Genomic DNA, 15,236 nt, shown 5'->3' with positions numbered 1-15,236 from the left:
GCGAGAAGCGCCCGAATGGAAGCGCCGAGCAGACCTTCAACCAGCGATCACAGCCTCGGCCGCTTCGATGGCGGCGGAGGCAGCGGTCACGTCCCGCCCGCCCCCCTGCGCAAGATCTGGCCGGCCGCCCCCGCCTCTGCCGCCGAGTTTCTCGACCGCCGCGCGCACAAGATCGACCGCCGAGATCCGAGTTGTCAGATCTGCCGTGACACCGGCTGCAACGGCCGCCTTCCCCTCAGAATCGGCAATCAGAAGGACGACGCCGGTCCCCATCTGCGCCTTGAAATCATCGATAAGCGCCGGCAGATCCTTGCCAGTCACACCTTCCATGACCTGCGCCCGAAAGGGAACGCCGGCGACATGCCGCGGTGCGGCCTCTTCCGCCGGTCCGCTGGATACGGCCAGTTGGCGGCGGAGTTGGGCGACCTCAGCGGCCAACGACTTACGTTCGTTGAGAAGCGCCTTGATGCGGGAGACGACCTCGTCCTCGCCTATCTTCAATGCAGCTTCGATCTCGCTCAGCCTCTTGTCGCGCCCGCGCAGATGCCCCAACGCCTCCGCGCCCGTCACAGCCTCGATCCGTCGGATGCCTGCTGCCGAGGCGCCCTCCGAGACAAGAGCGAAAACGCCGATCTCGCCGGTCCGTTTCACATGTGTCCCACCGCAAAGCTCGATCGAATAGGTCTCTCCATCCGTGCCCTTGCCCGAACCGGCCTGCTGTCCCATCGAAACGACGCGTACTTCGTCCCCGTACTTCTCCCCGAAAAGCGCCTGCGCTCCAAGCGCGCGTGCATCATCTGGCGTCATCAACCGCGTCTCGACCGGAGCATCCTGCCGGATCATCGCGTTCACCTCACCCTCGATCGCGGCGTATTCGTCAGGCGTCAAAGCTTTGGCATGCGAGAAATCAAAACGCAGCCTGTCCGGTGCGTTGAGCGAGCCACGCTGGATCACATGGTCACCCAATTGCTGGCGAAGCGCTTCATTCAGAAGGTGGGTTGCGGAATGGTTCGCCATGATTTCCTGCCGACGGAGACCATCCACTGTCAGGGTCACCGCATCCCCCACCGCGACGGGCCCGCCAGCCGCGCCGTAATGCACAAAAAGACCCTGCCGGCGCTGCACATCGTCGATGGCAACCGAGATACCTTGGCCGCTGACCATTAATCCCGCATCGCCGACCTGACCACCTGCCTCCCCATAGAACGGCGTCTGATTGACCACGATCCCGACCCGCTCGCCTTCAGCAGCTTGCTCGATACGCACGCCATTTTTGACAATCGCCTGGACCACGCCCTCAGCACTCAAGGTCGCGTAGCCGAGAAAGTCGGTTGGTCCGACCTCGTCGAGGATGTCGAACCAGACGCTCTCATCCGCCATCTCACCTGACCCTGCCCAAGCCGCGCGGGCCTGCGCGCGTTGCGCTTCCATCGCGGCATCGAACCCCACGATATCCACCTCGCGCCCCTGTTCCCGCAGCGCGTCCTGGGTGAGGTCGAGTGGAAAGCCGTATGTATCATAGAGCTTGAATGCCACCTCGCCTGGCACGGACGCATCCCCCGGCAGCGCCTCAAGCTCGTCCTCGAGAAGGCCCAGACCCCGTTCAAGCGTCTTTCTGAACCGGGTTTCTTCGGCCAGCAAAGTTTCTTCAATCGCCGCTTGGCCCTGCGGCAATTCCGGATAGGCTGCCCCCATCTGGCGGACGAGTTCCGGGACCAGCCGATGCATCAGTGGTTCCTTTGCGCCCAGTAGATGGGCGTGCCGCATCGCCCGCCGCATGATCCGCCGCAGGACGTAGCCACGGCCTTCGTTCGACGGCATCACCCCCTCAGCGATCAGGAAAGAGGTCGACCGCAGATGATCGGCGATCACCCGGTGATGCACGATGTGATCTTCGCCGATGCCTGTGTTAGAAGCGTGCGCGCTCGCCTCGACCAGAGCCTTCATCAGGTCGGTTTCAAAGACGTTGTTCGTTCCCTGCAAGAGCGACGCGATCCGCTCGAGACCCATGCCGGTGTCGATCGACTGGTTCGGCAACTCTGTCCGGGTGCCGTCTTCGAACTGCTCGTACTGCATGAAGACGAGGTTCCAGATCTCAATAAAACGGTCGCCATCTTCTTCCGGGCTACCCGGCGGGCCACCCCAGATCTGATCGCCATGGTCGTAGAAGATCTCCGATGATGGTCCACAAGGGCCCGTCGGGCCCATCATCCAGAAGTTGTCATCTGTCGAGATCTGGATGATCCGGTCATCAGGCAGCCCGGCCACCTTCTTCCAGATATCCGCGGCCTCATCATCTGTGTGATAAACAGTGACGAGCAGCTTCTCCGCCGGGATCTCCAGTTCTTTCGTCAAGACCTCCCAGGCAAACGGGATCGCCGCCTCCTTGAAATAGTCACCGAAGGAAAAGTTCCCGAGCATCTCGAAAAACGTAAGGTGGCGTGCGGTATACCCAACGTTGTCTAGGTCGTTGTGCTTGCCGCCCGCCCGCACGCATTTTTGCGACGTCGTCGCGCGGGTGTAATCCCGCGTCTCGGCTCCGGTGAAGAGGTTCTTGAACTGCACCATCCCCGAATTGGCGAACATGAGCGTCGGATCGTTCCGTGGCACGAGCGGCGAAGATGCCACGACCTCATGATCCTGGCTCTCGAAGTAGTCGAGAAAGGTCGAACGGATATCGGCGAGACTGGTCATCAAAGGGTTCCGCTGTCAGAGTTGCGCCAAAATAGGTGCCGTGCCGGGCGGGGTAAAGCCGAGATGGAGAACCGTTGGAAGAGCTTTGTGGCCGATACGACGGCCCTTGTGATCTTCTTCACGGCGACGGGCATCCTTAATGAACGCTTCATTGCCGGAATGGACTGGGACGAAGTGCTGCGCAGCCGCCTGATTGGTGCGCCGCTTATGGTGCTGACTGCGCGGCCCTATGGCTTCTGGCGTGATTGGGTGCTGATCCGGACTGCTCCTTTGACACCAACAGCCCGCCTATTTTGGGACAGTACCGCGCTACTCGTCTTCCAGACCCCGATTTACACTGCGATCATTGTCGCCAGCGGTGCGGATGGCGCCGAGATCCTGCGCGGCACGCTTGGGGCCGCATTGATCATGTTGGCGCTTGGACGGCCTTATGGGGTATTTCTCGACTGGATCCGCAGTCTCTTCGGTCTGCCGCCTGGCGGTCAAAAGCCGATGTCCCTCGGCGACTAGTTGAGGCGGTCTAGAATGAGAAAAGGGCGGCTCTTCAGCCGCCCTCCTCCTGATGTATTCTCTGCCCTCTCGTCAAAGAACACGGGGTGTTTGTGCAGTTGGCCGTCTGTGTTCCGTCAACTTTCTAGAAGGGCGTCGTCATCCTCGCTCTGGGCCATGTCGAAATCGAGCCCATGCGCTGCACGGATTTTGTCTTCGATTTCCAGCGCCATATCACGGTTTTCCTTGAGGAATACCTTGGCGTTTTCGCGCCCCTGCCCGATCCGCTCATCCCCATAGGAGAACCAGGCGCCCGATTTCTCGACGATCCCAGCTTTCACACCGAGATCCAAAAGCTCGCCGGTCTTGGAGATCCCTTCGCCATACATGATGTCGAACTCGACCTGCTTGAACGGCGGCGCGACCTTGTTCTTGACGACCTTGACCCGAGTCGCGTTACCGACGACCTCGTCACGGTCCTTCAGCGCGCCGATCCGACGGATGTCGAGCCGGACAGAGGAGTAGAACTTCAGCGCATTACCGCCCGTCGTGGTTTCGGGGCTGCCGAACATGACACCGATCTTCATCCGGATCTGGTTGATGAAAATCACCATGCAATTCGACCGTGCGATCGACCCGGTCAGCTTGCGCATCGCCTGGCTCATCAGGCGGGCATGAACACCGACGGATGAATCGCCCATGTCACCTTCCAGCTCGCTTTTGGGCGTCAGCGCGGCGACGGAGTCCACGACGACCATGCTGACTGCGCCCGACCGCACCAGCGTATCTGTGATCTCTAGCGCCTGTTCGCCGGTATCTGGCTGCGAAATCAGAAGCTCATCCAAATCGACGCCCAGCTTGCGCGCGTATTGCGGATCGAGCGCATGCTCGGCATCGACGAAAGCGCAAACACCACCCTTCTTCTGCTCTTCGGCCACGCAATGGAGCGTCAAAGTCGTCTTCCCTGACGATTCGGGTCCGTAGATCTCGATGATCCGGCCTTTCGGCAGACCACCGATCCCGAGCGCAATGTCGAGCCCCAGCGACCCGGTTGACGTCGCTTCGATATCGCGCAGCGCATTGTCGCCGCCGAGCTTCATGATCGAGCCCTTGCCGAATTGCCGCTCGATCTGTGCGAGCGCCGAATCCAGCGCCTTCTGCTTGTCACCCGACCGCTTGTCGCTCATTTGGAGGAGGTCCGCCGTTGCCATGTCCTGTATCCCTTATTTCACGCGGCCGCTTGGGCGGCAATCGCACGTTTGTTCTGCTCTTGTTCTTCCGCTTATGCGGCCGAACCCAGAACATTTCAAGAAAATTCAACGCAAAGCCAGATTTCACGTTCTGCATTAACAGGGGGTTACTGCCAGCGGGTCGACTGGCGTTTTTTACCCTCCGCCGCGATACTGGCAGGCAAATCGGAAGGAATAGGCTGCCGCGGATGCTCGTATTTTGGAACCAGGGGCTGGTCTTACTCGCCATGCCGAAAACGGCAACAACCGCTCTCCTTGGCGGTCTGCGCAAATATGCCACAGCGATCGTCACCCAGCCGCCAGAGATCAAGCATGTCCCGTATTATCGCTACAGGCGGTTCCTGCACCCTTTCTATCAACGCGCCGGCGGGAAGGAGATGGAAACGGTCGCCGTGGTGAGGGAACCCTCGGACTGGCTCGGTAGCTGGTATCGCTATCGCCACCGGGAGGCGATAGCGGGAGAGCGGAACAGTACCCGCGACATCAGCTTTGACGACTTCGTCGCTCAATACCTGGAAGAGAAGCCAAAGCCCTTTGCGCGGGTCGGATCACAATCGAAGTTTCTGCGCGACAATGACGGCGTGATTGGGGTCACCTATCTTTTCCCCTACGAGGATCTCGATGATCTCGTTGAGTTCTTCTCGGACCGGATCGGCGAAGTCATCACACTGCCGGTCAAGAATGTCTCTCCCAAGATGAACCTTTCTCTTGATCCAGCTCTGAAGAAAAGACTTATGGCCGAGCGGGCGGAGGAGTACGAAGTTTGGGACGCTGCCCGGCAGCAAACACTCGCCCGACGGGAAGCCACGGGTTAGAAAAGCTGCCTGTGAACGGTCATCGTGAGGTCGGTCAGCGAGAAGGGCTTCGGCAGAAAGACGGAGTTCGGGATCTGCGCCTCGTCGTCTCCGAAGGCGTCTTCCGCATAGCCGGAGACAAAAACAACCTTAGTGTCGGGCCGCGTCTTCAGCGCCTCCCGTACCCAGCTTGGCCCGTCCATCCCGGGCATGATGACATCGGTTACGAAGATATCGACATGGAGCTCTGAGTCCGAAAGCGTCTCAAGCGCTGCCTCGGCGCAGTCGGCTTCAAGCACCGTATAGCCGCGTAACCGCAGCGCACGCGAGGCAAACGCCCTCACCGGTGCTTCGTCTTCCACAAGAAGGACGACGCCGTTTTCTGAATCGCCAAGTGGCGGCAAGGTCCGCTCTGGCGACTCCGGTTTGGGTTCTGCAATCGCATCGTGAACCGGGAAGTATAGGGTGAAGGTCGTTCCCTCTCCGACCGTTGAGTCGGCGAAGATAAAGCCGCTCGTCTGCTTGACGATGCCATAGGCCGTTGAAAGACCAAGCCCGGTCCCCTCCCCCGTGCGCTTGGTCGTGAAAAAGGGTTCGAAGATCTTTTGCAGTTTGTCGCGGGGGATCCCGACACCTTCATCGATCACACGCACGACAACGTAGTCGCCTGCAGGCAGGATGGCCCGGTCGCGCGCGAGCGGCTCCTCCAAAACAAGCGTACCCGTCTCGAGCCGAACTTCACCTCCGAACGGCATCGCATCACGCGCATTGACCACCAGGTTCATGATCACCTGCTCAAGCTGGCGCTTATCGGCGCGGATCCGTTGCGGCGCCGGATCATGGTTAAAGGTGAGGCTGACCTTCTCCCCCACCAGCCTGTTCAGCAGATGGGTCAGGTCCGACATCGTGTCGCGCAGGTCCAACACTTCCGGCCGCAGGTTCTGCTTGCGCGAAAAGGCCAGGAGCTGACCGACAAGGCTCGCCGCGCGGTTGGCATTCTGATTGATCTGGATCAGATCCCCGTAATCCGGATCTCCCTGATCATGACGTAGCAACAGTAGATCGCAATGCCCCGAAATCGCGGTCAAAAGATTGTTGAAATCATGCGCCACCCCACCGGCAAGTTGACCAATGGCCTGCATCTTCTGGCTTTGGACGAATTGCGCTTCGAGCGTCTTCAACTCTGTCACGTCGTTCATCACAGCAACAAGAACCGTCCGTCCATCTTCCTCCATTCGGTTGAGCGCCACTTGGACAAAAGTTTCCCGGGTCGTCTGCGTCGCTCTCAGGAATTCCGGCCGGTTCAACCCCTGTCCCTCTACCGCTTGTTGAAGCCAGTCTGTTAAAGGGCGACCAAGCCCCTCGACCAGATCGGAAAGGCGCGCATCACGGCCCAACGGCAGCCCCAAAAGCGCCCGCGCCTCTCCGTTTGAAGCGAGGACATCACCGTTTGGTGCGATCTTGAGCAACGGAACCGGCAAAGCCTCGATCCCGGCCCATTCCGCCTCATGCTCGGATGCAGGTATCGCACCGGGCAGAAGATAGATTTCCCGCCGGCCGCCCTGCGCCGCTACTTCAGCCACCAGACAGGAAAAAACGCCATCAGCACCATCGATGTGGTGGATCTGTCCGGAACGGATGGGGAGATCCCGAAAGATGCCATCAAGTGTCTTGATCCGCCCACCGGCGATCCGGCGGAATGCTTCGTTCATGAACAGGATCGTGCCTGTCCTAGTTGCTGTGAGCATTGGCAGACTTCGGGTGTCAGTTCCCCGCCCAGCATCATCGACACTTGTCAGTGTATCGATGCGCCAAAGGAACGTCCCGTTCTCCGTCCGGTTAGTCGAAAGTCCGATGCTATCGCGGCGCGTGACCACCTCTTCCCGCGCGGCGCCATCGCTCTCTGCCCTGGCTTGAAGGCGATAGATGACCCCCTCCGGATCGGCGATCATGTCAGACAAGACCGCCGCAAAGGGCTGCTCCTGATCGCCAGCGAACTGCTCTCGCGCAACCTTGTTTCGGTGCAGAATCTGACCCTCCGGCGTGACCAGAAAGCAGGCGGCAGCTTCATGCTCGGTCAAGTCCTGCGCAGCCTCAACTCCGGCGCGGCCCGCGTTTGCATTGTTTCGCTGCACAATCAGCCGAACAGCTTCAACGCAGAGAAAGACCGCCCCAACCGCAAGAAGCGCCAGTGCGACCCACTGATCTGCAGACAACGTTGAAATGGCGACAAGGACGCCACCGGAAAGTGACAGGAGCGAGAGACCAGACGGTCCCATCAGCCTGCGGGTCCATTTAGGGGATGCATAAAGCGAGATATGAGACACGAAAACTGAAAACCTGCTACCGCCGCCCCCGGCATCGCTGCGTTCTGCCTTTTCCTCGCCGGCTTGCTGCGATTTCCCGAAGTTACCAGAACCTGCCATTCAATCAATCCCCGGTTGTGCCCCCGTCAAAATAGCGAGGTAAAAGCCGTCCCCTTCATCCGAGGGAGCCCATCGAAACGCCTGAACCAACGAAAACCGATGGTTCCTGACCAGAAACTCATCGACTTGCATGTCATTTTCGTCGTGAAAGAGAGAGCAGGTCGCATAGGCAAGGATACCTCCGGGAGCCACCCGCCGGGCGGCCTTATCGAGGATATCCGCCTGAACGCGCCGCAGCTCCGCCAGACGATCCGGTGTCAGCCGCCATTTCGCCTCCGGGCTGCGCCGCCATGCCCCGCTGCCTGAGCAGGGCACATCGCAAAGGACTGTATCGTAGATTCCGTCAGGCCTCTCGAGGATCACCACCTTAATGCCGGCACGCTCTGCCCGCTCCGGCAAATCTCGCAGACGCTGCGGGTTTGCATCATGGGCAAAGAAATCTCCATCGAGACGCGCGGCGATGGCGAGCGTTTTGCCTCCACCCCCAGCACAATAATCCAGAAATCGCCCGCCAGGCATCAGAGGAACACGATCACTCAGGGCCTGCGACGCGGCATCCTGCAACTCAAATTGGCCGTCTGCAAACAGGGTGGTAGACCGCAGGCGGCGCGCGCCCTCACCGATTTCAAGCGCAGTATCCGAAAGCACGAGCGGCCGCGCCTCGATACCGTCTTGCTTCAGCGTAGCAGCGACCGCCTCCCGCGAGATGCGGCGGCGATTGCTACGGATGTGAACAGGCGCCCTCTCCCGCAAGACGGCAGCGACCCGATCGGCATTGTCGCCTAAATCCCGGCCAAAAGTGGCATAAACCCAATCGGGTAAGTCAGCCTTGACTTGCGGTGGAAGGGCTGACCAGTCTGCGGCCTTCTCATCCACTGACAAAGGGTCAGGTGCATATCCCTCTCCGGTAAACAAGCCAGACGGCTCCTGCCCGTTCTGCCTCAAAAGACCGAGGATGAGCCCACGGCCGTCCTCGGCACCGCCCATGGCGGCGGCGGAACGTCGGCGTCGCAAAGCCGAGAACACCAGATCCCGCACTGCGGCCCGGTCCTTTGAACCGGCATAACGGCTATTTCGGCCCCAAGTCGTTAGTGCCTGCTCAGCGGCTGCCCCAGCCAAGATGCGATCAAGAACCTCAATCGCCGCGGCAGCGCGACCACCGGGGGTCATCTACATCGCCCGATAGTTCGGCGCCTCGCGGGTAATCTGCACATCATGTACATGGCTTTCTTTCAGCCCAGCCCCGGTGATCTTCACGAACCGACACCGCGTCCGCATCTCCTCCACTGTCGCGCAGCCGGTATAGCCCATGGCGGCCCGCAGCCCGCCCACAAGCTGGTGGATCACGGCACCCGCCGATCCCTTATAAGGCACCTGCCCTTCAATCCCCTCGGGAACCAGCTTGTCGCTCGCCGCATCCTTCTGGAAGTATCGGTCTGCCGAACCTCGCGCCATCGCGCCGAGCGAACCCATCCCGCGATACGACTTAAAGGACCGCCCTTGGTAGAGGATGACTTCACCGGGACTCTCATCGGTACCCGCGATCATTGATCCGACCATGGCACAAGAGGCCCCAGCCGCGATCGCCTTAGCAAAGTCGCCGGAGAACTTGATCCCCCCATCGGCGATCACTGGTACACCGCCGGCACCCTCCACCGCATCCATGATCGCAGTCAACTGCGGTACGCCCACGCCTGCTACCATGCGAGTCGTGCAGATCGATCCTGGCCCGATCCCCACCTTCACAGCATCCGCGCCAGCATCGATGAGCGCCTTCGCCCCCTCGACGGTCGCCACGTTCCCGGCAACAACCTGCACCTCGTTGGACAGACGCTTTGCCCGCTCGACTGCCCGCGCAACGCCCTCCGAATGCCCATGCGCCGTATCGATAACAACCATGTCGACACCTGCATCCACGAGCGCTTCTGACCGCGCATGGCCCGCATCACCAACGGTCGTCGCCGCAGCGACACGCAGCCGCCCCAAACCATCCTTGCAGGCCTGCGGGTTCAGCACCGCCTGCTCGCTGTCCTTCAGCGTCAAAAGGCCTGTCAGCTTTCCCTCGCCATCGACTACCAACAGTTTCTCGATCCGCCGTGCTCGCATCAGGCTGCGCGCCTCATCAAGGTCAGCAGGTTCTCGCAGCATCGCGAGGTTCTCTGACGTCATCATCGCCCGCACGGGCGTCGAATCATCCTCCGCAAAGCGCATATCCCGGTTGGTCACGATCCCAACCACTCGTTTGCTTTCGTCCACCACTGGAAAGCCGGTGATGCGATACCGCTCCATCAGCACCTTTGCGTCACCAAGCGTCTGATCCGCCGTCAGCGTCACAGGCGTGTATACCACCCCGCTCTCAAACCGCTTGACGCGCCGAACCTCCATGGCCTGCGCGTCGACATCCAGATTCCGGTGAATCACCCCCATCCCACCGGCCTGCGCCATCGCGATCGCCATCCGCGCTTCGGTCACGGTATCCATCGCAGATGACAGAAGCGGGATGTTCATCGCGATCGACCGCGTCACCCGCGTGCGGGTGTCCGCAGTCGACGGCAGCACCGACGATGCCGCCGGCACAAGAAGCACGTCATCAAAGGTAAGCGCCTCGCGAATCTCCATCCTGCTCGTCCCCCGGGATGTGACGTTTGGCGCGTCCCTATCTCACGATTGCCCGGGGGCGAAAAGGGCTAACTCAGTCGGACGTGCCGGGACTGCGCCTCAGGAGCATATCATTCAGCGCCCGCACCTCGCGACTGGCCGTGGTTTCGCAGAGCGCCGGGATCAACGCGTGCAATGCTGCCGCGGCCGCAGCGCGCAGAAGACGAAAGGAAAACCGCATCGCAAAGCCGAAATGCTGCCAGTAGCTCTCCCCCACCTTCTGCGGATGGGCGGTGAATGCCGAAAGAATGCTGGTCTGTTTCCCGGTGATATCCTGATCCTGCATGGACGCTCCCTCGATTGATTTCAGAGAAGAATGCCACTCCTTCTGAAGAATTGCGTCCCAATTGAAGGATTGATTTGGCAAATCACGGGATGATATCCCAAGCCATGTCACATGTCCTTGATCAGACCGACCGCAAGATCCTCGATGTCCTGCAAAAGGACGCCACGATCAGCATGGACCGGCTGGCGGACCGCATCCACCTCTCCCGCAATGCCTGCTGGCGCCGGATACGCCTGATGGAAGAGGCTGGGATCATCCGGGCCCGCGTGGCGCTCGTCGATCCCGCAGCCCTCGGCCTCGGCCTGACCGCCATCGTCCTGATCCGCACCAACCAGCACGAACCTGGATGGCTCGATACCTTCGCCAAAGCCGTCCGTGACATGCCCGAGATCATCGGCGCTCACCGAATGAGCGGGGATCTCGACTACGTACTCCGCGTCCGTGTACCCGACGTCCAGGGCTACGATCGCTTCTACCAACGCCTGATCGCCAAGGTCCCCATCGCCGACATCTCGGCCAGTTTCGTCATGGACGACATCAAGGACACGACCGCCCTCCCAACAAATACCTGATCTCAATCTCTTCAGCCTCAGCAACCATTAACCTTAACGCACGTGTCCGGAGAAACATCGCTCCTCATCTTGCCAAAAATACTCCCGCCGGAGGCATCAGCACACTCAAGTCACGCCGTCGCCCGATGACGACGAAATGCCGCTCGCAACCACGCTCTGCCCCCGCTACTCTCCATGATCGAGCAGAAACAGGCGCCCAACCATGACCGACCCCCTCGTCATCTTCACGCCCTCCGGCAAGCGCGGCCGGGTTGCCCCCGGCACGACCGTGCTCGACGCGGCGCGACAACTCGGCGTCGACCTCGACAGCGTTTGCGGCGGTCGCGGCATCTGCTCGAAATGCCAGATCCAGCCAGGCACCGGCGCCTTTCCGAAGCATGGCATCACCGTTGCAGAAGACGCCCTGTCCGCGTTCAACGCCGTCGAGCAGCGCTACGACGACAAGCGGGGCCTCAAACCGGGCCGCCGCCTCGGCTGCCAGGCGCGTATCCAATCAGACGTTCTGCTCGACGTCCCGCCCGAAAGCCAGCTCCACAAGCAGGTCGTGCGCAAGGCCGCCACCCACCGCGACATCCGTCTCGACCCGGCGATCCGGCTGGCCTATGTCGAGGTCGCCCAGCCCGACATGCACGATCCCTCCGGCGATCTGGAGCGGCTGAAAGCGGCGCTCGCCGCGCAGTGGGAGATCGACAACCTTCAGACCGACCTCGCGATCCTCAAGAACCTCCAGACGACCCTGCGCAAGGGCGACTGGAAGGTCACCGCCGCGATCCATCACACATCAGGCGCCTCACGCCTCGCCGCACTCTGGCCGGGTTACTACGAAGGTCCCGTAGCGGGCCTTGCCATCGACCTCGGCTCAACGACAATTGCCGGACACCTTTGCGATCTCCGCACCGGCGCAATCCTCGCCTCCTCCGGTCTCATGAACCCACAGATTCGCTTCGGCGAAGACCTCATGTCCCGCGTCAGCTACGCTATGATGACCGAAGGCGGCGCGGGCGAGATGACCGCCGCCGTCCGCGACGGCCTCGCCGATCTCGTCCGCGCTCTCGCTGACGAGGCGCAGATCCCGGCCGAGGCCATCCTCGACGTCACCCTCGTCTGCAACCCGGTGATGCACCACCTCGCCCTCGGCCTCGACCCTTACGAACTCGGCCAGGCGCCCTTCGCGCTTGCCACCGCCGATGCGCTCGACCTCAAGGCGGGTGACCTTGGCCTCCCCACGGCACCGTTCGCCGGCCTCTATATCCTGCCTTGTATCGCCGGTCATGTCGGTGCCGACGCCGCCGCCGTCGCCCTCTCGGAGGAGCCGGACCGCGCCGAGGCCCTGACGCTCATCGTCGATGTCGGCACCAATGCCGAAATCATGCTCGGCCAAAAGGGTCGCGTCCTCGCCTGCTCCTCCCCTACGGGACCGGCCTTCGAAGGCGCCCAGATTTCCGCAGGCCAGCGCGCCGCCCCCGGGGCCATCGAACGGGTCGAGATCGATCCCGCGACCAGGACCCCCCGCTTCAAGGTCATCGGCTCCGACCTCTGGTCCGACGACCCCGCCTTCGACAGCCCCGTCACCGGCATCTGCGGCTCGGGCATCATCGAGGTCATCGCCGAGATGCGCCGCGCGGGCCTCGTCGATGCCACGGGCCTCATCGGCAGCCCGGAACAAACCGCCTCGACCCGTATCCTCCCCGACGGGCGCACCTATGCCTTCCTCCTCCACGATGGCGAGCCGCAGATCACCGTCACCAATGCCGATATCCGCGCGATCCAGATGGCCAAGGCCGCGCTCTATGCAGGCGCCCGCCTGCTGATGGACAAGTTCGGGACGGATGCCGTGGACCGGATCGTCCTTGCCGGCGCCTTTGGGGCGCACATCTCTCCAGATCACGCGCTCATCCTCGGCATGATCCCCGACGCAGACCCCGTCAACGTCACCTCGGCTGGCAATGCCGCAGGCACCGGCGCCCGGATCGCGCTGCTCGACAAGACCGCCCGCCCCCGGATCGAAACCCTCGTCCGCAAGATCGAAAAGATCGAAACCGCCATCGAGCCGCGCTTCCAGGAACACTTCGTCGCCGCCAGCGCCATCCCCAACGGCGCCGATCCCTTCCCGCTCACGCGCGCCCGCGCAAACCTGCCCGAACCGAGCTTCCAGGCAGGTGCCGACCGCCCCCGCCGCCGAAAACGCGCCTGAACATCCCGACCTATCGGCCCGACACCCCACAACTTTCTTTCGTATCGCGGCCGGCCAGCGCATGATCCGAAAACCCCCTGCGACAGGCTGACCCGGTTCCCGGATTTCCCGGAACGATCGCCCCACCACACTTCGTTGTGACCGCGAGCCGCCCGTGAGGGCAGCAGAAAGAGACTGAAGGAGTTTACTATGCGTACGATGACCAAAGCCGCTCTGATGGGTGCCACGATGCTCGGCCTTGCCACCACAGCGAATGCTGAAATCATCAACGAGCAATACCTCGACCGGAATGACACGATCGTCGAAAATGCTGCCAAAGTGCAGAATTTCTCGACCCTCGTGGCAGCAGTCGAGGCAGCAGGTCTTGCAGATGCGTTGATGGGTGATGGTCCCTATACCATCTTTGCACCGCTCGACACTGCATTTGCCGATCTTCCGGCGGGCACCGTTGAGACGCTACTGGAGCCGGAAAATCGTGAGCAGCTTGCGACCATCCTCCAGGCGCACGTCATTCCGGGTGCATACACGTCCGAAGAGCTGATTGCCTTATTCTCCGCCGCGCCGAACAATGCCGGCGACGATTTCGACGGCCGCCTAAATGTAATTGATGCGACGACCTTTGCTGTTCCGACGATTAACGATCGTCAACTGCAAATTGAGCGTGTCAACGATCGTCTGGCCGTCTCGTTGGGTGATGACGCCGAAGAGATCCGCGTCGTTGAAGGCGATATCGTAAGCTCGAACGGTGTGATTCACGTTATCGACGGCGTGCTGATCCCGCAGATGTAAGAGCCCGATAGAGTTGTAAGTCAGGGTCGCCTTCGGGCGGCCCTTTTTCTATGCGCAACAAACCCGTAGAGCTCTGCCATGAGCAACGCAGATCAAGCCGCCTATTGGGCCAGCCAGACCAACTGGGCCACGCACCAGTCCGCGACGAATGCGATCATGCGGCCGGTCCTAGATCTCGTCCTCAGGCACGCCGGATTGAGCGCGGGATCGAGGATTCTCGACATTGGCTGCGGCACGGGCGCGAGCGTGCTCGCCGCCGCCTCTATTGCGGGACCAGACGGCGCCGTCTTCGGCATCGACATCTCTCCGACCCTGCTCGCCGTCGCCCGCGACCGTCTCAAGGAGGTTCCACAGGCCCATATCATTGAGGCAGACGCGCAGGTGGCGGACCTCCCACCCGAATGTGACGCACTGATCTCGCGCTTCGGCGTTATGTTCTTTTCCGATACGACAGCCGCCTTCGCCAATATCGCAAAAGCCCTGCGCCCCGGCGCCCGCCTCACAATGGCGGCCTGGGCCCACCCCGCCGGAAACCCCTGGTTCAAGCGCCCAGCCGAAGTCGCAGCCAGCGTCCTCGGCCCACAGCCCAAGACCGACCGCACCGCCCCGGGCCCCTTCGCCTGGGAAGACCCCGCCCGCATCCTCCCCATGCTCGAGGCAGCTGGCCTCGCAGAGGTGAGATGTAAAGAAGAAGGCGTTGATTTGACGTCGGATACTGCCAAATCCGCCGCGCAGCTCAGCCTCGTCCTGGGGCCTGCGGCAGCAGCTCTGCGGCAGGCAGAAGCCAACCAGGCGCAGCAGGCGGCGGTTCTTGCCGGACTTGAGGAGATGTATCGGGACTATGAGACCGGCGCCGGCATCCGCATTCCGGCCCGGATAAACCTCTATACGGCAAGGGTTTCAGCTTGACGCCGTCGGCGGGCGGGCAGTATCAGACGCGCTATTGTGCGGGTATGGTGAAAAGGTATCACGCGAGCTTCCCAAGCTTAAGTTACGGGTTCGATTCCCGTTACCCGCTCCAGCCCGGCTGATCCTCTCTCCTGTGAAGTTGTCCGCCGTTATGTTTAGGAAAACGGAGGATCAG

Annotated in this window: 12 protein-coding genes and 1 tRNA gene; 7 read left to right on the top strand and 6 right to left on the bottom strand. The window is 61.5% G+C overall.

Going from position 1 to position 15,236, the window contains the following annotated elements; all coding sequences use genetic code 11:
* Nucleotides 1-36 precede the first annotated feature (36 nt).
* Nucleotides 37-2,694: an alanine--tRNA ligase gene (gene alaS / locus AADZ90_RS13685; RefSeq protein ID WP_367310569.1), complete on the bottom strand. Its 2,658-nt coding sequence runs from the start codon at nucleotides 2,692-2,694 to the stop codon at nucleotides 37-39.
* Here alaS and alaE point away from each other — a divergent pair.
* Complete coding sequence (gene alaE, locus AADZ90_RS13680) at nucleotides 2,635-3,204, top strand: L-alanine exporter AlaE (protein WP_367310568.1); 570 nt, start codon at nucleotides 2,635-2,637, stop codon at nucleotides 3,202-3,204. The genes alaS and alaE overlap by 60 nt on opposite strands.
* Before the next feature lie 116 nt (nucleotides 3,205-3,320).
* Here the strand turns inward: alaE and recA are convergent, their stop codons facing one another.
* Nucleotides 3,321-4,394: a recombinase RecA gene (gene recA, locus AADZ90_RS13675; protein WP_367310567.1), complete on the bottom strand. Its 1,074-nt coding sequence runs from the start codon at nucleotides 4,392-4,394 to the stop codon at nucleotides 3,321-3,323.
* A 29-nt stretch (nucleotides 4,395-4,423) separates the two neighbouring features.
* Here recA and AADZ90_RS13670 point away from each other — a divergent pair, with 29 nt between their 5' ends.
* Nucleotides 4,424-5,248: a gamma-glutamyl kinase gene (locus AADZ90_RS13670; protein WP_367310566.1), complete on the top strand. Its 825-nt coding sequence runs from the start codon at nucleotides 4,424-4,426 to the stop codon at nucleotides 5,246-5,248.
* On the opposite strand, the gene AADZ90_RS13665 is transcribed toward AADZ90_RS13670, so the two are convergent.
* The 4 genes from AADZ90_RS13665 to AADZ90_RS13650 all read right to left on the bottom strand — a co-directional run bounded on the left by AADZ90_RS13665 (nucleotide 5,245) and on the right by AADZ90_RS13650 (nucleotide 10,597).
* Nucleotides 5,245-7,506, bottom strand: coding sequence for a hybrid sensor histidine kinase/response regulator (locus tag AADZ90_RS13665; protein WP_411997038.1), 2,262 nt, complete (start codon nucleotides 7,504-7,506; stop codon nucleotides 5,245-5,247). The genes AADZ90_RS13670 and AADZ90_RS13665 overlap by 4 nt on opposite strands.
* A gap of 147 nt (nucleotides 7,507-7,653) precedes the next feature.
* A complete protein-coding gene (locus tag AADZ90_RS13660) occupies nucleotides 7,654-8,823 on the bottom strand; it encodes an RsmB/NOP family class I SAM-dependent RNA methyltransferase (protein ID WP_367310563.1) in 1,170 nt (389 codons plus the stop codon).
* On the bottom strand, nucleotides 8,824-10,272 hold the full coding sequence (gene guaB, locus AADZ90_RS13655) for an IMP dehydrogenase (RefSeq protein WP_367310562.1): 1,449 nt from the start codon (nucleotides 10,270-10,272) through the stop codon (nucleotides 8,824-8,826). It abuts the gene before it with no gap.
* Nucleotides 10,273-10,345: 73 nt separating this feature from the next.
* Entirely contained in the window at nucleotides 10,346-10,597 is a 252-nt protein-coding gene (locus AADZ90_RS13650; protein WP_367310561.1) for a DUF6356 family protein, read from the bottom strand.
* A gap of 104 nt (nucleotides 10,598-10,701) precedes the next feature.
* On the opposite strand from AADZ90_RS13650, the gene AADZ90_RS13645 reads away from it, so the two are divergent.
* The 5 genes from AADZ90_RS13645 (at nucleotide 10,702) to AADZ90_RS13625 (ending at nucleotide 15,173) form a co-directional block, all read left to right on the top strand.
* The gene (locus tag AADZ90_RS13645; protein WP_367310560.1) at nucleotides 10,702-11,169 is read left to right on the top strand and encodes an Lrp/AsnC family transcriptional regulator; all 468 of its coding nucleotides are present in this window, start codon (nucleotides 10,702-10,704) and stop codon (nucleotides 11,167-11,169) included.
* Nucleotides 11,170-11,371: 202 nt separating this feature from the next.
* Nucleotides 11,372-13,363 carry an ASKHA domain-containing protein gene (locus AADZ90_RS13640; protein WP_367310559.1) on the top strand — a complete coding sequence of 664 codons (1,992 nt, stop codon included), beginning with the start codon at nucleotides 11,372-11,374 and terminating at the stop codon, nucleotides 13,361-13,363.
* Between the two features lie 189 nt (nucleotides 13,364-13,552).
* The gene (locus tag AADZ90_RS13635) at nucleotides 13,553-14,152 is read left to right on the top strand and encodes a fasciclin domain-containing protein (RefSeq protein WP_367310558.1); all 600 of its coding nucleotides are present in this window, start codon (nucleotides 13,553-13,555) and stop codon (nucleotides 14,150-14,152) included.
* 78 nt (nucleotides 14,153-14,230) lie between these two features.
* Nucleotides 14,231-15,061, top strand: coding sequence for a class I SAM-dependent methyltransferase (locus AADZ90_RS13630; RefSeq protein ID WP_367310557.1), 831 nt, complete (start codon nucleotides 14,231-14,233; stop codon nucleotides 15,059-15,061).
* Between the two features lie 38 nt (nucleotides 15,062-15,099).
* Nucleotides 15,100-15,173 (top strand) — tRNA-Gly (locus tag AADZ90_RS13625).
* The last annotated feature ends 63 nt before the right edge of the window (nucleotides 15,174-15,236 follow it).

The organism is Aestuariibius violaceus, from assembly GCF_040779325.2.
GTDB classification, from domain to species: Bacteria; Pseudomonadota; Alphaproteobacteria; order Rhodobacterales; family Rhodobacteraceae; genus Aestuariibius; species Aestuariibius violaceus.
The sequence above is the reverse complement of the archived record's forward strand: the minus strand, read 5'-3'. Positions and strand labels throughout refer to the sequence as shown.